Consider the following 20377-nt stretch of genomic DNA (forward strand, 5'->3'; position numbering starts at 1 on the left):
ATTATTTACTGTATTGCCCTTAGTTACGGAAACAATTATACTAGATGTAATCGAAATAAATATTCTGAATATTCTTAGAATTAATGACAAAATTTTTACTACCTGCAAATATAATTATAAATTTGTCCACTAAATAGATTAGAAAACGATAATAAAATTAGGAGGATTACGATGCCCCAGCTTGATTCATTACATCCCACTGTAGAAAAAATAATCAATAATATTGAAAAAATAATGGTCGGAAAACGAAAAGAAACAATCTTAGCTTTGACAGCTCTCTTAGCTGAAGGTCATGTGCTATTAGAAGATGTTCCTGGTGTCGGCAAAACAATGCTAGTACGTGCTCTTTCTAAATCCATTGATGCGGATTACAAGCGAATTCAATTTACACCTGATTTACTGCCATCAGATGTAACAGGAGTTTCTATTTATAATCCGAAAGAGCTCCAATTTGAGTTCAAGCCTGGACCAATTATGGGGAATTTTGTACTTGCTGATGAAATTAATCGTACATCTCCTAAGACACAATCTGCTTTACTTGAATGTATGGAAGAAGGCAATATTACAATAGATGGCATTACAAGGCCTTTACCAAAGCCGTTCTTTGTCATGGCTACACAAAATCCGGTCGAATATGAAGGAACATATTCTCTACCAGAAGCTCAGCTCGATCGTTTCTTATTGAAACTAAAAATGGGATATCCTACACCAGAAGAAGAATTTGAAATTTTAAACCGGATGGAAAAAACAAATCCACTCTCTCAATTACAGGCCATTACTACAATAGAAGAATTACTTTATTTACAACAAAGCGTACGGGTAGTAAGTATGGACAAAGCAATTAAGCATTACATTGTAAAGCTTGTTAATCAGACTCGTACGTATAGCTCTATACAGCTAGGAGCAAGTCCACGTGGCTCAATTGCTTTAATGAAAGCTTCACAAGCTTATGCATTTATCCATGGCAGAAATTATGTTATTCCAGACGATGTTAAATTTTTAGCTCCTTACGTTTTAGCGCATAGGCTCATTCTAAAAATGGAAGCAAAATTTGAAGGGATAACAGGAGAACAAGTTATCGCAAAAATCGTTGCACGAACTACCGTGCCGACTCAAAGGACGATGAACCCTTGATGAAACAAATGCTGCGAGCGCTATATCACGTTATGAAGTTATTGCTACTCCCTTTATGCCTAGTCTTAACATTTGTGTACGCTATGTTTCAAGGAGGGTTTGTAAGTTGGTTTTTATTTTACAGCACAATTCCCATTGCTCTTTATTCACTACTACTCCCCTTCTACGCTTTACGGGACGCTGAAGTAAAACGAACAACAAACCAAAATGGATATGTAGTAGGAGAACAATTTGTAAGCACGATTACAATAAAAAGAAAATTTCCTTTTCCCTTACTTTATTTAGTTATAGAAGATGAACTGCCACCACAATTTATAAGTTGTAAACAAACAAAGATGAATAAGGTAGTACTCTTCCCAGGATTGAAACGAAATATTTCGTTTCAATATGTTATTGACACAATCCCTAGAGGCGAGCACACTTTTTCAAGCGTTCGTGTCAAAACTGGCGATTTATTCGGCATGATGGAGAAAGAAGTAACTTTTTCAGTTCCAGATACATTTTTAGTCTATCCCCAGTATGTAGATATAGCGTATCGACAATTGGAAAATCATTTCGAACAAGGAGCGCTTTCAGCAAATATAAATTCTGCAAAAGACTCTACAATCTCTGTCGGTGTCAGAGACTATAAACCTGGAGATCGCTTTTCATGGATTGATTGGAAAGCAACTGCACGAACAAACAATATTATGACAAAAGAGTTTGAACAACAGCGCAGCCATAATATCATGATATTCATAGACAGAACCGAGTCTCCTCTATTCGAATCAGTCGTCACATTTACTGCCTCTATCGTAAGGGCTGTCTTGAAACAAAATTCACCAGCATCATTCGTGTCTATCGGAAAAGAACAAACTATTTTCCCTTTAGATAATGGAGATACGCAGTTACAACAAATCCTTTGTCATTTAGCAAAAGTACAAGCAGACAGTGTATTCCCGCTCTCCCAGAGTGTAGAAATAGAACTAAGAAAAATTTATGAGCCCGTCACGGTTATACTCGTGACAAGTAATCTTTCTCCCGATATTCAAAAGGCGGCTGATTGTGCTGCTATAAGAAATAGAAAATGTATGATTTTTGTCGTGAAAGAAAAAGCGAATCAACTTTCACACCGAGAACTCAGTATATTAGAGACTCTAAAAAAACGACAAATATTTGTAAACACGGTTTATGAAAACCGGTATACAAACGTGTTTTTTGAGGTGAGCAAATGATAACATTACAAGCAAAATACAAGTGGGATACGAACAAATTCTTCATGCATGCATGTGTATTTCTTCTTTTACTAGAATGGATAAGACCTCTTATAGGTATTACAAATGTAGGTAGATTAGATATTTTCGTAACATTTATAGGAATTTGCTTCGCTCTCTCTTTTTTTCAAACGAGGTGGCAGATTCCAATAAAAATTGTCACAGTCCTATTTATCATTCATTCCCTATATTATAAAAATGCTTTTATAAATCCATCTTGGCTAACAACACTCTTTTCTGATATGTCTCGAAATTCCTCCCTATTTTTCCAAGGGAATTTACTAGATATTTCTCCAGTTTTTCCGACGGTTTTATTTTTTCTCTCATTTTGGTTTTTGAGTTCTTTCACTTCATTTTGGATTATTCATAAAAAACGTGGTTTTTTATTTCTTGTATTGACTATTATTTATATCACAACTTTTCATAACTTACATTTATACAATGCAAACTACGCTATTATTCGTACTGTTGTCATCGGCTTTTTTATGCTTAGTCTTCTTCAAGTAGAACGAATAAAAGAGCGCGAACACTTACAAAATTATGCTAGGGAAATCTCAAAATTACTTAGACCACTTACAATATTTATTGTATTATTAGCAACCATCGCATACTTTGCTCCAAAATTTGGCCCTCAATGGCCAAACCCAATGGATTTTTTAAAATTCAACACATCTGAAGCAAGTAAAGAACAAAAAGTTTCTACAATTGGGTATGGTTTAGATGACTCGCGATTAGGTGGTCCTTTTAAGGCGGATCCTACAATTATTTTCACAGCACGAACGCAAAACAAACAATATTGGCGAGTAGAAACAAAAGATTTTTATACAGGAAAAGGCTGGGAAATTTCTGAAAATCCGAAAAAGGTTTCTTTTAAAAATAAAAACGACGTCGTAAGCTGGTACGAACAAAATACAAAAACGGAAACGACTGAGGCAACAATTACCATGCTAAAAAGTTATCCTCACCTTACCTATCCAGCAGGATTAGTATCAGTTGAGGCTTCTTCTGATGTATCATACAGTGTTAACTCGTTTTCAGAAAAAATTTATACAATGAATGGAGACTCTTCTACTACTTTACATTCGTATAAAGTAACATATGAGATCCCTGAGTTTTCCATAGAAAACTTGAAAGCTGTAAAAACAAATGAAGGTCAAGAAACAAATCCTTATTTTATGACAAAGTACACACAACTTCCCGAGTCATTACCACAGCGCGTAAAAGACTTGGCTGCCAATCTTACAAATGATAAAGACAACCGATATGATAAAGTATTAGCTATTGAAAATTACTTCACAGACAACTCTTTTACATACGAATCAACGAATGTCTTATTTCCTGCCAAAAGCCAAGATTATGTAGATCAATTCCTTTTCGATACAAAAAGCGGCTACTGTAATAATTTTTCGACGTCTATGATTGTACTACTTCGTTCTGCCGGGATTCCTGCTCGCTGGGTAAAAGGCTATACAGAAGGAACTCTTGACAATACACTTGCCTCTGCAGAAGGTGCGGATGTTTATACAATCACGAACGATAACGCACACTCTTGGGTCGAAGTATATTTCCCAGGATACGGATGGATTCCATTCGAACCAACAAAAGGATTTACCAATCCCTATAATTTTATAAATAATACGCCTGCTCCTATTTCACAAAATAGCGAAGCAAATAATTCTAATAACGAGCAAATACACCAACGAAATAATGAAGCAAAACTTAAAAGTTTAATAGAACATACAGAAGAAGCTTCTACTAAAAAGGTCACAAATTCTAAAACTAGTTTTTCTTGGTGGTACGTATTCCTCTCTACGATACTAATTAGTATTATGGGATACATTCTCTTTATCACTAGAATGAAATGGATGACATTTCTTATTATTCATTTCTATAGATACCGAAAAGATGATGCTGTTTATCAAAAAGCTTACGGTGCACTTTTAAAACAATTTGCGAGAATTGGCATACCACGGGGTGAAAGTCAAACATTCCGAGAATACGCTCTCCATATCGATACACTTTACAAATCGGCCGATATGCAACAACTTACTGCCAGTTATGAGAACGCTATGTATCAACAGGGGCAGGCTGCAGCAGAATGGAAGACATCCGTACACTTATGGGAAGTGCTTATGAAAAAAGCAGGTTCTCTACCTAAATCAGATGGCTTTGATACAGTTATTTAATCTTGAAAATGTGAGTTTAAAGAAAACGTCTCAAAGAACTACATTGTTCTTTGAGACGTTTTTTAATAAAGTGAAACTCCTAATTATTCTCCAAGTACCTTCTCAATCTCAACCTCTAAATCTACCGGATTCGTCTGCGGCGCAAAACGCCCTACTACTTTCCCGTCTTTTCCGATTAAAAACTTCGTAAAATTCCATTTCACTGCTTTCATACCGAGTAAACCTGGTGCTTGTTCTGTCATGTATGTATATAAAGGATGAGCCTTATCACCTTTCACATCAACCTTTGCAAACATTGGGAAGTTTACACCGTAGTTTAATTCACAAAAACTAGTAATGTCCGCTTCTGTACCTGGTTCTTGTCCCCCGAATTGGTTACAAGGAAATCCGAGTATTTCGAGTCCTTGGTCTTTATATTTATCATACACCTCTTGTAATCCTTTATATTGCGGTGTGAAACCACATTTACTAGCTACATTTACAATAAGAAGTGCTTTTCCTTCGTAATCTTTTAACGATTTTTCTTCACCTGTAATTGTTTTAGCTGAAAAATCATAAACTGTCATTGTCTTTGCCCCTCTCTTCACTATCATTCTATGTTTATACTATACTACATTCGTGAATATACAGCTCTTATTACGTACTTATACGCTATAATGATAGCGCTTTATTTCCGTTCGAAAATTCGGCACAAACTACTAGACTTTTATGATGGAAAGTTTTACAATCGAAATGTGAACAAAATGTGACAGTTTATATTCCATTATAAAAGAAAAGGATGGTGTTCATTATGAAAACTGCACAACATGAAACGATTTCAAATCGCGAGTTTTATTTCGTACTATATATGATGTTATTGTATGTTACTGGCTGGGTAATCGATGTAAATGGTTTATTCTTAAGCTCCTACTTTAATTTAGCAGGAGAAATTATGCTTCCATTAGTTGGTGGGATTGTTGGACTGTTCATTATGTCTATTAATAAACAACAAACGAAATAATAGTATTACAAAAGGCAGAAGACGAGCTTTCGTTTTCTGCCTTTTTTCTATTTTAGCGTATAATAGAAACATGTAATATATAAGGAGTGGTAAATATGAAAAAAGTAGAGCAATTATCTTCTCACCTATATCTTATTGATGATTTCGATTTACAGCATAATGAACGAACAGGTACGTACGTTTTATTAGGTGACGATATTACTTTAATTGAAACTTGTGCAGCCCCTTCTCTTCCGTATATTTTAGACGGCTTACAACAATTACATATTGATTTAAACGAAGTTAAAAACATTATCGTTACACATGTTCATTTAGATCACGCCGGTGCTGCTGGTTTAATGATGGAAAAATGCCCAAATGCTACGTTATATGTGCATTCTCGTGGTGCTCGTCATATGATTGATCCAACAAAACTTATTTTAGGTGCAAAAGCTGTGTACAAAGAAGATTTCGATAAACTCTTTGATCCAATTCTTCCAATTGAAGAAGAACGTGTTCATATTGTACAACATGGTGATACGTTAAAAATTGCAGAAGACCGCATCCTTACATTTTATGATACACCAGGGCATGCGAAGCACCATATTAGCATTCACGATTCATTAACAAACGGGATTTTTACTGGCGATACAATTGGAATTTATTATAGAGAACTCGCAGACGTTGATGTAGAGTTATATCTACCATCAACGTCCCCTTCACAATTCCAACCAGATGCGATGATTGCTTCTAAAAATCACATTCAAAGCATGAATGTAGATACTATTTATTTCGGTCATTACGGCGCATCCTCTCATGTTACAGAAATATATAATCAACTGGAACATTGGCTACCTATTTTCGTTCATACTGGTAAGGAAGTCTTTGAACAGTATAATGATTTCGATGAAGCGACTAAAGCTTTACAAACTTTATTAATGGATAAAATCTCTTCTCATCTTACAAAGTTAAACGTTCCAGCAGATCATTCCGTTTATAACATTTTACATCTAGATATAGAAATTAGTGCGATGGGCATTATTGATTATTTCACGAAGCAAGAAAAAGCAAACTCCACTATTAACTAACAGTAAAAGAAGAGATATACAACAGTAGTTATTGTATATCTCTTCTTTTTTTGAATATATTTTGAGTAAAGGATGGTGGAATATAATGCAAAGAGTAATGCTATACCTCTGCTTCACATTATTTATCGTCTTATTATTATTTGTTGGAGTGAAGATTCAATTTTATTTAGATACAGACGCGCAAGTGAACTTTAACGTTTATCCAAGATTATTCTACTTTACACTCTTTCCTCTTTTGGTCGGCATTTTATTACGATTCCTTCAATCCATTAATCACGAAACAAGTAAACAAAACTGGAGTTTTCAACCGGATAAGTTTATCGCTATTACAGTGCCTACAATATTAATTTCCTTTTCTCCAGCACTACTTTTCTCACCACTTGGCGAATACCTACCTTATTTAGCTAATGTTATTCTTATAAATACAACTTTTGTTACGATAATTAGTTTAATAGCTGGTTATTCACTATTAGATTGTTTTATACAAAAGGACAATGCAACGATGAAAAAATATAATTGAATGCTCTATTTAATCGTGCAAGTCAAGGATTGTACCTCCTTGGCTTGTTTTTAGAATAATTATATTCCTGTATAATACAGTTATCGAATAAAATTCGGAGGAATGATACAATGTTTTTTCAATTTTTTCTACTAGCAATCATTATGTCTTTTATTAGTGGTCGACTAATTGGTACAAAACTAAATCTTTTCAAACAAGCAAGTGCAGCAACTTTAGGTGTTTCACTTACGTCAGCTCTGTATTGGTTTTTATATTTACGCTATCAAGATGAATCGGTTGTCGGTGTTGATAGATATTTTTGGCTAGGAAGCTCATTAATTGTATCCATGCTTTGTTACCTAGTTTTTGAATTATTTGATCCTATTAGACGAGGCGAAATGGATGACGTAGTAACGGAAAGCCGAAATCCTATTTCAAAATTCTTCGCAAAGGTTGGTAGACAAAAAAGATATATGCGTGTCTCTTCTATTGCAATAAAACACGGAATGGGTAAATATTTAGCTTTAAAGCGCTCGCCAGAAGCAGATCGTAAGCTCGCCACTTCACTTCGAAATACACTAGAAGAATGCGGCGGTGTATTTATTAAATTCGGACAAGTTTTATCAACTCGCTCTGATTTATTACCACCTGCTTTTATTCACGAGTTATCAAACCTTCAGGAAAATGTAACGCGTTTATCACAAAAACAAGTTGAAGAAATATTAAAAAAGGAACTACATATACCAAAAGATGAAATTTTCAGCTCCTTTGAAATGGAACCGTTAGCTGCCGCCTCTATTGGCCAAGTACATAAAGCGAAGTTGAAAGAAAACGACCAGGATGTCGTCGTTAAACTACTACGTCCTAATATTTCTGAGACAATTAAACGTGACTTAGATATTTTAATTCATTTTTCTTTATGGATTTCCAACAAATCAACTTGGGCTAAAAATATCGGATTTCTTGATTTAGCACATGGCTTCTCCATCGCAATGAAAGAAGAAATTGATTTCAAAATTGAGGCTCGTAACTTCGAACAAGTGTCTGATTCACTAAAAAATAGCGAAACGAAAGTAAAAATACCGAAAGTATATAAAGAATACAGTAATTCAAAAATACTTGTGCTTGAATTTTTAGATGGAGTAAGTGTTAAAAGTGGGTCAGCATTATTAAATGAATTACAAATTGATACGAAAAAAGTACAACGACAACTCTTTGATTGTATTTTAGAGCAAATTTTCTTTAAAGGTATTTTCCATGCAGACCCTCATCCAGGTAATGTGTATGTTCTTCGTGATGGCACACCTGCATTACTTGATTTCGGTTCCGTCGGGCGATTAGGAACACTACAACAAGATGCATTCAAGCGACTACTTATCGGCTTTGAGCGCAAAAATTCTTATGTCTTGCTTGATGGACTGCTTCAATTAGTTGAAAAGAAGCCAAATGTTGATAAAGAGGAATTAGAACAATCTATCAGTCAATTATTAATCCAAAGTACGTATGGTTCTACAAATGGTTCTGAAGAATTCATTCAGGGGCTATTTCAAATAATCGCTGAGTTTGAATTAGCATTTTATCCAATGGTTGCAGGGGCTTTCCGTTCTCTAATTACGCTAGAAGGAACGATGCTGCAACTAAATCCCGAATTCAATTTAATGGACGAAGCGAAACGCTTTGCGAAAGATCATGCAGCTAGTTTCATGTCAGTTAACAATTATTCTAGTTTAAAAGAAGCTGCAACAAACGAATTACTCGCTATGTTACCTGCCATGCGACGCATTCCTAGAAAACTAGATGATTTAAGTTCAAAACTAGAAAACGGAGAACTATCCGTTAAGGTTGGCTTTTTCTCTGACGAAACAAATGCATCGTTTATTACTACATTTATCTCACAATTCCTCATTGCATTTATTGGAACTGCATTTGGTGGGATTTCGGTAGGCGTATTGCATTTAGCAAACAGTGCGACAGAGCCAAATGATCAATTTTTAAGTGTCGTTGGTTACGGTGGTTTATTTATAAGTGCGATATTACTTGTAAGAGTCGCTATTCATGCGGTAAGGAAATTTAAGTAATAATAAAATGAGTATACAATCACGTAGATTGTATACTCATTTTTTATTGTTTACATATTCAATATGTAATAGTTAAACGAAAGAAAGCTTTGAGCTTTTTTACTTATCTCACCTTTTCATCTACATACTCCATAAACTGCTCCGCTTTAATAAATCTTTCTTTGTACGCCTCAGGTACTTCTTCTACTGTTATCCCGCCACTCGATTTCGTTTTTACTAACACAGTTTGATATGACATTAATGCCTCCATATATTGTTCATACTCTTCAGGAGTTAGTACTTCTTTACTAGATTTATGGCCATTTAATTTATCAAAATACGGATGAAGCTCCATTACTACCTTTTTCAATTCCTCTTTTTTAGCTGGTGATAATTGATCGTAATCTATATTACCGTTCGAATCTCCGTACGCAAGCTTTGCACTAGTTAATTTTTTCATTTCTTTTGTAAACTCTTCATATTCCTTCGTACCCATTTCATCTTTCGCTTCTGATAATTTTGCATTAAAACGCATATACGTTTCTAATGTCATTGCTCCGGCATGTTTTTTTAAATTCTCAAAAGATCCGTATATACCATCCGCCATAATAGATTGATACGCAAAACCAGTCGTCGGGATTAAAAGAGCTGCTGCAAGCACTCCTGCAATAAGATGTTTCTTTCTCTTACGCCCTCCTTGATTCATTTTAATTTGAACGATTACTTTTTCTTTTAACTCCGGCGGGGCAACAATCCCCTTCGCTTCTTCTCGTATAGATTCTCTAACTCTACAATCTAAACTCATTTCACATTCCCTACCTCTCCTAAAAAGATTTCTTCTACTTGCTCTTTTTGACGTAGTTTCTTTAATGCCGAATGAATTCTAGATTTCACAGTACCAATTGGAATATGTAATATTTGTGCTACTTCTTCTTGTGAATAATCGTGTAAGTATCTTAAGATAATAACTTGTTTCAATTTATACGGTAATTTATGAATGAGTTCAATTAGTTTTTTGTTTGATATTTTACTTACAACATCGTTAGAAAAATCAATTTGTACTGGTTTTCTTTGCTCTTCTGCTTTTTTTATAATGCGTAGTCGCATCCACCTCTTTCTTCTATAAGAGTGAATTTGTTTAATCGCAAGTCCAATTAGCCAAGGACGAAATGGCTTCTCACTATCATACTTACGAAGCGATTCATATAGTTGTATGTATATTTCTTGAACGACATCATCTACATCTGTTTTATCTTCAATTAAAAAATGTGCTGTTTTATATACTTCTTGAATCGTTTTATCATACAATTCGCTATACGCTTCTTTATTTCCTGATAAAGTCAATTGGATTAAATTTGTATACACTGTTTCATCCTTCACATACCATCCCTCCTTTGTCCTACACTATATATTGGCAAGTAATTACTATTTCGTTCGATTTTTCAAATTTTTTATATAAATTAATATAATGATTCAATCAGTTCATAAGCTTCACTTATAATCACACATAACTATTATATAATTTTCCAATTTCTAATGACGATTTAAAATGATTTATATAGTCAAATTTAGGAGGACATATAATGAAAGCTATCGTTGTAACGTCGTTCGGTGGTCCTGAAGTGATGAAATATACAGATGTGGATATACCCGCTATTTCAGAAGATCAAGTTTTAATTCGTGTTGTTGCTACTAGTGTGAATTTCGCCGATATTAAATCCCGTTATGGTAAAAAAGGAAATAAAGCACTACCTTTTATACCAGGGATAGATGCCGCTGGTATTGTAGAACGTGTCGGTTCTCAAGTGAAAAATATTCATCCTGGACAACGTGTCATTGCTTTTCCTCAAAATGGATCTTACGCAGAATACGTTGTCGCAAACGAAAACCTTACTTTCATTTTACCTGATGAAGTCGATTTTCAAACTGCAGCTGCTTGTCCGATTGTATCTTTTACAAGCTATAATTTACTCGCAAATGTTGCAAGGCTTCAACAAGGCGAGTCTGTACTCATTCATGCTGCGGCTGGCGGAATTGGTACAACAGCTATTCAACTTGCAAAACGATTAGGGGCTGGAACCGTTATTGGTACTGTCGGAAGTGAAGTAAAAAGAAAAATAGCTTTAAATGCTGGAGCTGATTATGTTATTTGTCACCAAGATGAGGATTTTGTAAAGAAAGTCAACGAACTGACAAACGGTGAAGGGGTTGATGTAATTTTAGACTCTATTTCTGGAACGGTTTCAGAAAAAAGTTTAAATTGTCTCGCTTATTATGGTCGCCTCATTCATTTCGGTAATGCTAGCGGTGAAATTGGTAATTTCCAAACGAAAGATTTACACGCAAGTTGTCGCTCTATACTCGGTTTTAGCTTTGGCACTACACGAAAAAAACGTCCTGAACTACTCCAAGAAACTGCAAATGAAGTTTTCCGTTATTTACGTGATGGCAGTCTAAAAGTAAAAGCAACGAAATCTTTTCCGCTTCAAGATGCAGGGAAAGCACATGAATGGGTCGAAAGTAGAAAAAGTACAGGGAAAGTAATACTAACTGTTCAGTCCTCTTCCTGAAATGAATACTTGAAACCGAGGTGTCATTCATGGGATCACGAATTATGCATGCTATTATCGCTATCAAGATTGCCGAAAAACTATATATCCAAGATAAAACTTCTTTCATACTTGGAGGTGTAGCCCCTGATGCGGTTCATTCAGCAGAAGAAAAAGGAACTTCACACTTTTACGCTGGTACAACGAAAAACTATACGAGAAGGATAGATTTCAATTCTTTTTTTCAAAAATATAAAGCTCATATGGATTCCCCTTTTCTCTTAGGCTATTACACCCATCTCATTGCCGATGACAATTGGCTAAGCGGCTTTTTTCTACCTTGGCTAAAAAATAGAATCGAAAATGACGAAACGATCGCACCCCTGTACTATAACGATTTTAAATTATTAAATGCAAAGTTGCTTCATCATTACGATACAGAACAGCAACTCTTCTCTCTTCTCAACCAAGAGGCTCACATCATGGATATTGAAGAAGTTTCTAAAGAAAACGTTTTTTCTTTTCGAAAGTATCTTTTTGAAGATATGTTGTATCCGGAGCAAAATTTGCATGAAGACTTACAAGTGTTTACGTTTGACCAAATCGTTGGTTATATTGAGACAGCCATTGAAAAAGGCGTATTTTATATTAATCAATTCTCTAATGAAAAATCCACTTCAAACATGTAATCCCCCTCAATATATTTGAGGGGGATTTTCACATAGTAATATTACTATTTGTTCTTTTCCATAACCGCAAAATAATTCCCTTCGCTATCAGCAAAGTTAAATACTTTACCAGAAGGCATAGTTACCATTTCTCCAACAGTAACATTTTTATTTTTTAAATCTGCATATAATTGATCCAGATTTTCTGAGAAGAACATTAAGGACGGTGTACCAAGATTTAATTCTGGGCTCATTTTCGAAATAACTTCTTTATTATGTAGTATAATGCTCGTTTCAGCACCATTAGTCGGAGCGATTTCAATCCATCTCATTCCTTGCTTGTTATCTTCCTCTGCTACTACATGAAACCCTACCTTTTCCGTCCAAAAATTTACTGCCTCATCTTGATTATTTACATACAGCATAATTTGTCCAACTTTATGGATCATTTCATTTCCCCCTAATGGTTTTTTATATTCTATGTAGGTTTCCACAGGTGCTATCGTTATTCCTTTTGAGTTGGTATGTACTTCTTTGCAAAATTTATCGACTGACTCATCCCATCCAGTTCGTCAAAATAATCATTTCTTTCAATCATGTTATATCCGTCGAATCCAATTTCATCTAATACTTTGAAAAATATATCGAAATCCACTTCACCATTTCCTACTGCTACTTCTATATACTTACTTGAACGATCGCTTTTCACTTCTTTACAATCTTTAATATGAGTTTGTACTATATAATCTTTTAATAGTAATAAACTTTCTTCCGGATTTTCATTTACATCACTTATTAAATTTGCTGGGTCAAAGTTAACAGCTAGTCCTTTCGAGTTTACAGTTTCTAAAAATTGTTTTAATACTATTGTTTTTTCAGATCCCGTCTCAATAGCAAAGACTCCCCCAAGTTTGAATGCTAATTCCCCTATCTCATAACAAACCCGTATCATTTTATCATAGTACTCACTTTTTTCATCATCTGGAACTTTCCCAATATGAGCTGTTATTATCTTTGCTCCCAGATCCAAACCTCTGTCAGTAATATATTTAATCTGATCTATTGCACTGTCAACTTCTGTTCCTGTAATTCCATTTTCTCCAAAACTAATTGCTAATGATGGAATCTTTATTCCATTAAAAGATAAGCTTTTCTTTAAAGCAGTCCATTCTACCACTGGAATATTAGCTAAGTTGAAGTTTTTATTCATAGCATATAATTGAATATATTCTAAATCCCATTCCCTTGCTTTTTGTATTCCTTCGTTTACTTCAATATGTTTCGTATTCAAAAACATTCCTAATTTCCTATCCATATATGTACCTTCTTTTTATTATTTCGCATCAATTTAATATTCGACTTTTTTTATATTACTTCCTTTTACATATGTTGATTTAAAAAATGATGATAGATACATTTTAATAACCATTAATAAACCTCCTTGTATTATTCAATTGCAAATAAAAAAAGACGTAACTACAAATAGTTACGCCTTCCCCATTATTTATCTAGGCTTTTTCTTCCCAGTAAATGCTGGTTTCTTTTTCTTTGGTGCTTTCGGTTTCGTTTCTACGAATGATCCGTTGAACATTTCTTGCTTCGTAAATACGATGCCTAGTTTTTTCGCAAATTGCAGTAATTTACGTTCTTCTTGTTCTGTTACAAGAGAAACTACTGTTCCTTCTTTACCCATACGTCCAGTACGTCCTGAGCGGTGAATGTATTGGTCTACTGTGTCTGGTAACTCTAAGTGAATTACATGTGTTAAATCATCAATATCGATACCGCGTGCTGCAATATCAGTAGCAAGGAGAATCTCTAGTTTCCCACCACGGAATGCACGCATCGTCGCTTCACGCTCTTGCTTACTTGCTTCTGAATGAAGAGCTGCTGCTTTCATTTTACGGAATTGCAATTTCTGAGTAATTTCATCTAAACGGAATGGGTCATTTAAGAAAGCAACTGCTTTTACATCGCCCATATGCATAATTCTTCTTACGTAATCATTTTTTTCGCGTCGCTCACAAATGATATACGTATGTTCAACTAAGCTTTTTGACTCTGCACGTGTTATACGCACTAATTGTGGTTCAACTGCTAAATCGCGTGCAGCATCTTCTGCCGCTTTTGTAATTGTCGCCGAGAAGAATACTAATTGACGATCTCGCATTGTAGATTTAATTACATCTTGTACTGCGCCCATCATCTTTTGTTTTACAATTTGATCAAACTCATCAAATACAATCGTTTTTACTTCATGCATCTTTAACTTTTTCATTCGAATTAATTCTAAAATACGTCCTGGTGAACCGACAATTACTCTCGGGTGTTTCTTTAATTTTTCAACTTGGCGCTTAATATCTGCACCACCAATTAAAGATGCCCCTGAAATTTCAGTTCCTGCTGTAAACTTTTGAACCTCTTCATGAATTTGCATGACAAGTTCACGTGTTGGCGCTAAAACAACAACTTGTGGCTGTTTTACTTCAGGATTAATTTTATGTAAAAGGGGTAATAAGTACGCTAATGTTTTTCCTGTTCCAGTTGGAGATTCAGCTATAACGTCTTGTCCTTCTAAAATAGTTGGAATCGCTTGTTTTTGAATTTCAGTTAATTCTTTAAAACCAGCCTTCTCCCAAGCTTCTTGTAAAAATGGTTGCATATCTTTTATCATTTGTTTTTCTCCTTTATCTCTATTTTTGAAGAAAATGCTGTATTGTTCGCACCGTTTCTATCATGTGTGAAATAACAGCTATTAAATCATCAACATGGTCTTCTGTAATCGCTTTTTGAAATAGAACCTCTACCTTATTATGATATGAAATCGCTTGCTTATTATATTCGTATGAAACTTTCTGCATAATCATTCTTTCTTTTCCCCATATAGAACGCATTAAAGTTTCAATTTCTTCGCATCCTACTTCTGGTTGTTCTAACGGGAATGAAAATGCTAGCTTCATTTCACAACCTGGTGTAAACTGAGGCACTTCTAGTATTTCACCAGACAAGTTCTTTGCATCCACAGATAATGAAAATGTTGCTTCTACTAATGGTTCAAACGGTTCTGTTAATTGAAATGAGATATGATATATACGACTTAATGAAGCAAGGTTCATCATATCTTTTCGATCTGTTACAAGAATATCTCCATGTAGATCAAAATCATACACAGCACCTTCTACGATTACTTTTAAATTGTCAAAAGCAGTTGGATCAAACATAATTTCCTCCAAAAAACAGGCGCCTTTCGATGGAAAGGCGCCACTTGATGTATATATAGTTTACAGATAAACGAGATGAATTACAACCTTTTAGAATAAACCTACTGCTTTTCCATCTTCATTTACATCCATTTGAAGTGCTGCTGGTTGTTTTGGAAGACCTGGCATTGTTAACATTGTACCTGTTAACGCAACGATAAAGCCTGCACCGATAGATGGTTTTAACTCACGAATTGTAACGATAAAGTCAGATGGACGACCTAATTTTGTTGCATCGTCAGAAAGAGAGTATTGAGTTTTCGCCATACAAACTGGTAGGTTACTCCAACCTTCTCCTTCATATTGAGCTAATTGCTTACGTGCTTTCGGAGCAAATTCAATATCTTTTGCGCCATATACTTTTTGAGCAATTGTACGAATTTTTTCTTCTAAGGGTAATTCTAATTCATAAAGTGGTGCGTAGTTGTTTTCACCTTTTTCGATTTCTTTTATTACTTTTTCAGCAAGATCAACTCCGCCTTGGCCGCCTTTCTCCCAAACTTCTGTTAAGGATACTGCATAGCCACGCTCATTACACCACTCTTGTAAGTATGTAACTTCTGCATCTGTATCTGTAATGAATTTATTAATTGCAATTACGAAAGGCACACCGAAGCTTTGAATTGTTTCAACATGCTTCTGTAAGTTTTCCATACCTTTTGCTAATGCATCTACATTTTCTTCTTTTAATTGATCTTTTGCAACGCCGCCATGCATTTTAAGCGCACGAATAGTCGCAACAATAACAACTGCTTCTGGTTTAATACCAGCTGCACGGGCTTTAATATCTAAAAACTTTTCAGCGCCTAAATCAGCACCGAATCCAGCTTCTGTAATAACATAATCACCTAATTTTGCTGCCATTGTCGTAGCGATAACACTGTTACAACCGTGAGCAATATTCGCAAATGGTCCACCATGAATAATAGCTGGTGTATTTTCTAACGTTTGTACTAAGTTTGGCTTTAATGCGTCTTTTAATAATAGCGTTAACGCACCTTCTACACCTAAATCTTTAACCGTTACAGGTTGATTTGCAAAGTTATAAGCAACTACGATGCGAGATAGACGTGCTTTTAAGTCTTGAATATCTGTTGCAAGGCAGAACACGGCCATAATTTCAGATGCTACTGTAATGTCAAAACCGTCTTCACGTGGTACACCTTGTACAGGTCCACCAAGACCAATTACTATATTACGAAGGGCACGATCATTTAAGTCAACACAGCGTTTCCAAACGATTTTACGCGTATCAATTCCAAGTGTGTTTCCTTGTTGGATATGATTATCAATAAACGCTGCTAATGCGTTATTGGCAGTTGTGATCGCATGGATATCTCCAGTAAAGTGAAGGTTAATGTCTTCCATTGGTACGACTTGTGAAAAACCGCCACCTGCTGCTCCACCTTTTAATCCCATCGTTGGTCCAAGAGATGGTTCACGAAGTGCAATTACTGTTTTCTTACCAATTTTATTAAAAGCTTGACCTAAACCAACTGTTACTGTTGATTTACCTTCTCCAGCTGGAGTTGGGTTAATCGCTGTTACTAAAACAACTTTACCGTCTTTCTCATCTTGTAAGCGCTTAAAAATATCAAGAGATAACTTACCTTTATAATGCCCGTATGGCTCTAATTCATCTTCTAAAATATTTAAATCAGCTGCAATTTCTTGAATCTTCTTCATACTCGCTTCTTGTGCGATTTCAATATCGGATTTCACTGTTGTAGTAGTTGTCATATACCCTAGTCCCCCTTTAATTGGTTCTGATGATATTGTATCAGTTTTTTGTATTTTCTGCACTTATTTACCTCCTAAAAATTCTTTCATTTCTTTATACGTTTTTTAACATAAATACCCATAAGAATGTTAACGATTGTTGTAACTCTGTAGGTAGTTGACCTAGCATCTTCTCATTTACTCCGCGCTTATATACGCCGATGCCATCTACAACTTCAAAACCTTGTTCTTTCGCTAACTGTTCAAATTCCCAAGGCATCATCGTATTACAAACAACGTCTTTTCCATACAAGCGAGGATAACTGTTCTCTCGTGGCTTTGCTGTCGGTCCTAAAATTGCAATACATGCATATCCATCTTTCTTTAACACACGCTTTATTTCATTTAACGCTCGTAATGGCTCTTCCGTCCATTCTAAAGAATTAATTGCCATAATTGATTCAAATTGCTCATTTTCAAATGGTAATGCAGAAAGATCTCCTTTTATAAAAGATAAATTTGGTCCTTCTCCGCGCTCCTTACCTTTTTGAATCATCACTTCCGATAAATCTACTCCCACTGCTTTATAGCCTGCGCGACTTAATTTATATGTACCGTACCCATCACCACAACCAACATCGAGCACTTGTGCTTCTTTCTTCACGTATTGTTCAAAAAACGGAATAATTGTGCTCCTACTCCCGCTATCCCACATTTCCTGACTATTTTGATTCCAAAACTCCGCACTACTATCCCATTTCTTCTCTGCTGATTCATGCCAATTAAATGTTGTCATACATTCCCCTACCTTCACGTATTATCATTCATTTCATTCTACATCATTTTCCAAAATTCCTGTTTTATCCCGCTTGCAGTAAGACACCTACCCCAAAATTCAATGGATGCGGACCAGTTAATGGGAGAGAATTGCTCATAAAAATCCAATTGTCGCTGGCTGATAATCAGTCCTAGTGGAAAAAATTCCACACTTTATCTTCAATAGGAGATGGATATGTTAACGATGGAATGCGTATTCTCCAATTTTTGCTTTACTTGGGTTTAACTCATACTCATGCTCTTCTCATTTTGAAAGATACTATAGATACACCCAATTGAAAGAGAGGGATGTACATGCGAAGAAAGAGAAATCATCATTTTAAAAGTGGTGAAAAAAACGAAGAGTATGCTGCTGAAATATCACCAGCTGGCATTCCAATTAGACATAAGCGTAAAGAAATTGCAAATGAGATAGAAGGTACAAATACCGGCACAATGGTAGGCTATGTCGCCTTATTTCTTTCGTTATTCTCCATTGCTTTTTATCCCGTTACGCTCGGCTCCCTAGCAATTTTAGTTGGCCTATTAGCTGTCAATTTCGGAGCAAGAACACTTGGATATACAGCAATTGGCTTTGGTAGTTTTTCTGTTTTATTTACTTTACTTTATCCGCTTGCTTTGTCAGCGTTTTAAAAAAACACACCAAGTTATACTTGGTGTGTTCATTCATGATACAACATAATATGACCGCATCCACAACAATGTTTCGCTGTAATTTCTTGAAACACTGGATAATTTTCTTCATCTCGATGCTCAATAAATACTTTTTCAAATCGATACATGTTTGGTGCATATGCCCAATCTTGTTTCGTACGTGCATATAACGTTGAGGAAAAAAACTCCTCACCACCGCAAACGATACATGTGTTCTTCATCGCTATCCCTCCTATGCTTGTCTTACTTCATCTATATGAACATAAGCATAAAAAAAAGACCTTCTATTACTAGAAAGTCTTCTCTGAAACAAAAAGAAATGTACCAAACATTCCTACTCCGCTATATTCTTTTGAAACACCAGCTTCTGTTTTAAATGTTTGCTTTACAGTCATAAAGAATACACCATTTCGTGCATCTGTACTTTCAAATTGTAGTTTTTCTTTTTTACCATCTACATTTTGCGTGCATTCAAAACTACTCTCATTACAATTCAACGCATACTTATCCTCTACATACACTTTAAAATCTGATTCTTTCGGACAAGTTATAAGTAATATTGCCACGAGAATAATACTTATAATACCCACAATTGTATAATATTTCTTCATTTGTACTCCTTTCAAATGACAAGAAAACTTGACTTCATACGCCAAGTTTTCTTAGTCAACAACCCATTGCCACTCTTGTTCTTTCTTATCAAAAATGAGCCAACCTGTTTCTGTTGCTTCCTCTTTCAATTCATCGATATTATCTAACACCTCATCCGTACTTTCATACGAACCAACTACATATACCGGAATTTCAAGACCTCTTCTTGACTCAATCTTCCCTGCTAGATCTATGTAAAGACCATCTTCCATTAGTGGAATCAGCCCCATGATCAATTCTTTTGAAATTGCTGGGAAAATTTTTGATTTTTGGAAGAAAGAAAAACGTTTCTTACCGAAAGCACCGAGTTTATACGGAATGACTTTACTTAACATTCCTACAAAATCAGCAATTCTACGATAATACACTTTGTTGTACCATCCGTCATCATGTGAAAAATAAACAAATCGATTTTTCAACAGCGGAAAGAATGTTCTTGCAAGTGGTTCTTTTTTGTGAGCCAAATATAATAATTCTGCAATTTCTTTCGGCTCTAATTCATCTAAATCGCTTGCATCATCAAAATCTACCCAACAAAATTCATCAAATTCATCAATCTCTGCTTGAATTAACTTATGTATATTTTCTTCCTCAACATATTCAAATAAAGTATGATAATGAAAATCCGTCCATTCAAAGTTGTGCTTCAAAAGCAACACTTGATGAAGCGGTGAAGGGATGTTACTCGCAAACTCTTTAAACGTAATTCCTGATGTAATAAAACAATGACCTCGACGATTACCATTAATATATATCATATTCTTTACTTGGTCAGATCCTCCAGACAAAGCACCTAGCCACCTTCGTTTTATATGTTTCAATTCTATAGCATATTTTAACATG

General features: G+C 35.1%; 22 protein-coding genes. 10 read left to right on the top strand and 12 right to left on the bottom strand.

From position 1 onward, the window contains the following. The first annotated feature begins 171 nt into the window (after positions 1-171). From MR160_RS09585 to MR160_RS09595, 3 genes are read left to right on the top strand one after another with little or no spacing between them, the layout of a single operon-like run. Positions 172-1134: an AAA family ATPase gene (locus MR160_RS09585; protein ID WP_001135803.1), complete on the top strand. Its 963-nt coding sequence runs from the start codon at positions 172-174 to the stop codon at positions 1132-1134. Continuing rightward, positions 1134-2348 (top strand): DUF58 domain-containing protein, encoded by a 1215-nt coding sequence (locus MR160_RS09590; protein WP_000812152.1) that lies wholly within the window; start codon positions 1134-1136, stop codon positions 2346-2348. The genes MR160_RS09585 and MR160_RS09590 overlap by 1 nt, the downstream gene beginning before the upstream one ends. Beyond that, positions 2345-4573, top strand: a complete 2229-nt coding sequence (locus MR160_RS09595; RefSeq protein WP_098832540.1) for a transglutaminase TgpA family protein — start codon at positions 2345-2347, stop codon at positions 4571-4573. The genes MR160_RS09590 and MR160_RS09595 overlap by 4 nt, the downstream gene beginning before the upstream one ends. Positions 4574-4656: 83 nt before the next feature. On the opposite strand, the gene bsaA is transcribed toward MR160_RS09595, so the two are convergent. Continuing rightward, positions 4657-5139, bottom strand: coding sequence for a glutathione peroxidase (gene bsaA / locus MR160_RS09600; RefSeq protein ID WP_098832539.1), 483 nt, complete (start codon positions 5137-5139; stop codon positions 4657-4659). Between the two features lie 224 nt (positions 5140-5363). On the opposite strand from bsaA, the gene MR160_RS09605 reads away from it, so the two are divergent. From MR160_RS09605 to MR160_RS09620, 4 genes are all read left to right on the top strand, one after another. Further along, positions 5364-5573: a DUF3925 domain-containing protein gene (locus MR160_RS09605; protein WP_000844984.1), complete on the top strand. Its 210-nt coding sequence runs from the start codon at positions 5364-5366 to the stop codon at positions 5571-5573. Between the two features lie 95 nt (positions 5574-5668). After that, positions 5669-6640, top strand: coding sequence for an MBL fold metallo-hydrolase (locus MR160_RS09610; protein ID WP_000754983.1), 972 nt, complete (start codon positions 5669-5671; stop codon positions 6638-6640). A gap of 85 nt (positions 6641-6725) precedes the next feature. Next, on the top strand, positions 6726-7160 hold the full coding sequence (locus MR160_RS09615) for a hypothetical protein (protein WP_001190002.1): 435 nt from the start codon (positions 6726-6728) through the stop codon (positions 7158-7160). 110 nt (positions 7161-7270) lie between these two features. Then, a complete protein-coding gene (locus MR160_RS09620) occupies positions 7271-9217 on the top strand; it encodes an ABC1 kinase family protein (protein WP_000466000.1) in 1947 nt (648 codons plus the stop codon). A gap of 103 nt (positions 9218-9320) precedes the next feature. On the opposite strand, the gene MR160_RS09625 is transcribed toward MR160_RS09620, so the two are convergent. Then, positions 9321-10001, bottom strand: a complete 681-nt coding sequence (locus MR160_RS09625) for a DUF3600 domain-containing protein (RefSeq protein ID WP_000050700.1) — start codon at positions 9999-10001, stop codon at positions 9321-9323. Beyond that, entirely contained in the window at positions 9998-10576 is a 579-nt protein-coding gene (locus MR160_RS09630; protein ID WP_000651123.1) for a sigma-70 family RNA polymerase sigma factor, read from the bottom strand. The genes MR160_RS09625 and MR160_RS09630 overlap by 4 nt, the downstream gene beginning before the upstream one ends. Positions 10577-10779: 203 nt before the next feature. On the opposite strand from MR160_RS09630, the gene MR160_RS09635 reads away from it, so the two are divergent. Together MR160_RS09635 and MR160_RS09640 are read left to right on the top strand one after the other, a co-directional pair. After that, positions 10780-11766, top strand: a complete 987-nt coding sequence (locus MR160_RS09635; RefSeq protein ID WP_242297265.1) for a quinone oxidoreductase family protein — start codon at positions 10780-10782, stop codon at positions 11764-11766. Positions 11767-11795: 29 nt separating this feature from the next. Further along, positions 11796-12434 (top strand): zinc dependent phospholipase C family protein, encoded by a 639-nt coding sequence (locus MR160_RS09640; protein WP_000535582.1) that lies wholly within the window; start codon positions 11796-11798, stop codon positions 12432-12434. Positions 12435-12478: 44 nt separating this feature from the next. On the opposite strand, the gene MR160_RS09645 is transcribed toward MR160_RS09640, so the two are convergent. The 6 genes from MR160_RS09645 to MR160_RS09670 all read right to left on the bottom strand — a co-directional run bounded on the left by MR160_RS09645 (position 12479) and on the right by MR160_RS09670 (position 18188). Then, entirely contained in the window at positions 12479-12862 is a 384-nt protein-coding gene (locus MR160_RS09645) for a VOC family protein (protein ID WP_000581472.1), read from the bottom strand. Positions 12863-12918: 56 nt separating this feature from the next. Beyond that, positions 12919-13728: a sugar phosphate isomerase/epimerase family protein gene (locus tag MR160_RS09650; RefSeq protein WP_242297267.1), complete on the bottom strand. Its 810-nt coding sequence runs from the start codon at positions 13726-13728 to the stop codon at positions 12919-12921. A 189-nt stretch (positions 13729-13917) separates the two neighbouring features. After that, entirely contained in the window at positions 13918-15087 is a 1170-nt protein-coding gene (locus MR160_RS09655; RefSeq protein WP_000588600.1) for a DEAD/DEAH box helicase, read from the bottom strand. Between the two features lie 19 nt (positions 15088-15106). Then, positions 15107-15634: a hypothetical protein gene (locus MR160_RS09660; protein WP_000460231.1), complete on the bottom strand. Its 528-nt coding sequence runs from the start codon at positions 15632-15634 to the stop codon at positions 15107-15109. A gap of 90 nt (positions 15635-15724) precedes the next feature. Beyond that, positions 15725-17413, bottom strand: a complete 1689-nt coding sequence (locus MR160_RS09665; RefSeq protein ID WP_255804968.1) for a formate--tetrahydrofolate ligase — start codon at positions 17411-17413, stop codon at positions 15725-15727. Between the two features lie 94 nt (positions 17414-17507). Continuing rightward, positions 17508-18188, bottom strand: a complete 681-nt coding sequence (locus tag MR160_RS09670; protein WP_000206579.1) for a class I SAM-dependent methyltransferase — start codon at positions 18186-18188, stop codon at positions 17508-17510. Positions 18189-18523: 335 nt separating this feature from the next. Between MR160_RS09670 and MR160_RS09675 the strand changes: the two genes are divergently transcribed. Next, complete coding sequence (locus tag MR160_RS09675) at positions 18524-18862, top strand: hypothetical protein (RefSeq protein ID WP_001253202.1); 339 nt, start codon at positions 18524-18526, stop codon at positions 18860-18862. A 29-nt stretch (positions 18863-18891) separates the two neighbouring features. On the opposite strand, the gene MR160_RS09680 is transcribed toward MR160_RS09675, so the two are convergent. The 3 genes from MR160_RS09680 to MR160_RS09690 form a co-directional block, all read right to left on the bottom strand. Further along, entirely contained in the window at positions 18892-19104 is a 213-nt protein-coding gene (locus tag MR160_RS09680; protein WP_000798747.1) for a hypothetical protein, read from the bottom strand. Between the two features lie 69 nt (positions 19105-19173). Further along, the gene (locus tag MR160_RS09685) at positions 19174-19494 is read right to left on the bottom strand and encodes a hypothetical protein (RefSeq protein ID WP_000761171.1); all 321 of its coding nucleotides are present in this window, start codon (positions 19492-19494) and stop codon (positions 19174-19176) included. A 51-nt stretch (positions 19495-19545) separates the two neighbouring features. Beyond that, on the bottom strand, positions 19546-20322 hold the full coding sequence (locus MR160_RS09690; protein ID WP_000014087.1) for an oxalate:formate antiporter: 777 nt from the start codon (positions 20320-20322) through the stop codon (positions 19546-19548). Positions 20323-20377: the final 55 nt, after the last annotated feature.

Source organism: Bacillus cereus group sp. BfR-BA-01382, assembly GCF_022663475.1.
Lineage (GTDB): Bacteria > Bacillota > Bacilli > Bacillales > Bacillaceae_G > Bacillus_A > Bacillus_A thuringiensis_S.

Excerpts from the sequence above, each read along its gene's own strand:
- MR160_RS09585 (WP_001135803.1), top strand. The coding sequence starts at position 172 with ATGCCCCAGCTTGATTCATTACATCCCACTGTAGAAAAAATAATCAAT.
- MR160_RS09590 (WP_000812152.1), top strand. The coding sequence starts at position 1,134 with ATGAAACAAATGCTGCGAGCGCTATATCACGTTATGAAGTTATTGCTA.
- MR160_RS09595 (WP_098832540.1), top strand. The coding sequence starts at position 2,345 with ATGATAACATTACAAGCAAAATACAAGTGGGATACGAACAAATTCTTC.
- bsaA (WP_098832539.1), bottom strand. The coding sequence starts at position 5,139 with ATGACAGTTTATGATTTTTCAGCTAAAACAATTACAGGTGAAGAAAAA.
- MR160_RS09605 (WP_000844984.1), top strand. The coding sequence starts at position 5,364 with ATGAAAACTGCACAACATGAAACGATTTCAAATCGCGAGTTTTATTTC.
- MR160_RS09610 (WP_000754983.1), top strand. The coding sequence starts at position 5,669 with ATGAAAAAAGTAGAGCAATTATCTTCTCACCTATATCTTATTGATGAT.
- MR160_RS09615 (WP_001190002.1), top strand. The coding sequence starts at position 6,726 with ATGCAAAGAGTAATGCTATACCTCTGCTTCACATTATTTATCGTCTTA.
- MR160_RS09620 (WP_000466000.1), top strand. The coding sequence starts at position 7,271 with ATGTTTTTTCAATTTTTTCTACTAGCAATCATTATGTCTTTTATTAGT.
- MR160_RS09625 (WP_000050700.1), bottom strand. The coding sequence starts at position 10,001 with ATGAGTTTAGATTGTAGAGTTAGAGAATCTATACGAGAAGAAGCGAAG.
- MR160_RS09635 (WP_242297265.1), top strand. The coding sequence starts at position 10,780 with ATGAAAGCTATCGTTGTAACGTCGTTCGGTGGTCCTGAAGTGATGAAA.
- MR160_RS09640 (WP_000535582.1), top strand. The coding sequence starts at position 11,796 with ATGGGATCACGAATTATGCATGCTATTATCGCTATCAAGATTGCCGAA.
- MR160_RS09645 (WP_000581472.1), bottom strand. The coding sequence starts at position 12,862 with ATGATCCATAAAGTTGGACAAATTATGCTGTATGTAAATAATCAAGAT.
- MR160_RS09650 (WP_242297267.1), bottom strand. The coding sequence starts at position 13,728 with ATGGATAGGAAATTAGGAATGTTTTTGAATACGAAACATATTGAAGTA.
- MR160_RS09655 (WP_000588600.1), bottom strand. The coding sequence starts at position 15,087 with ATGATAAAAGATATGCAACCATTTTTACAAGAAGCTTGGGAGAAGGCT.
- MR160_RS09660 (WP_000460231.1), bottom strand. The coding sequence starts at position 15,634 with ATGTTTGATCCAACTGCTTTTGACAATTTAAAAGTAATCGTAGAAGGT.
- MR160_RS09665 (WP_255804968.1), bottom strand. The coding sequence starts at position 17,413 with ATGACAACTACTACAACAGTGAAATCCGATATTGAAATCGCACAAGAA.
- MR160_RS09670 (WP_000206579.1), bottom strand. The coding sequence starts at position 18,188 with ATGACAACATTTAATTGGCATGAATCAGCAGAGAAGAAATGGGATAGT.
- MR160_RS09675 (WP_001253202.1), top strand. The coding sequence starts at position 18,524 with ATGCGAAGAAAGAGAAATCATCATTTTAAAAGTGGTGAAAAAAACGAA.
- MR160_RS09680 (WP_000798747.1), bottom strand. The coding sequence starts at position 19,104 with ATGAAGAACACATGTATCGTTTGCGGTGGTGAGGAGTTTTTTTCCTCA.
- MR160_RS09685 (WP_000761171.1), bottom strand. The coding sequence starts at position 19,494 with ATGAAGAAATATTATACAATTGTGGGTATTATAAGTATTATTCTCGTG.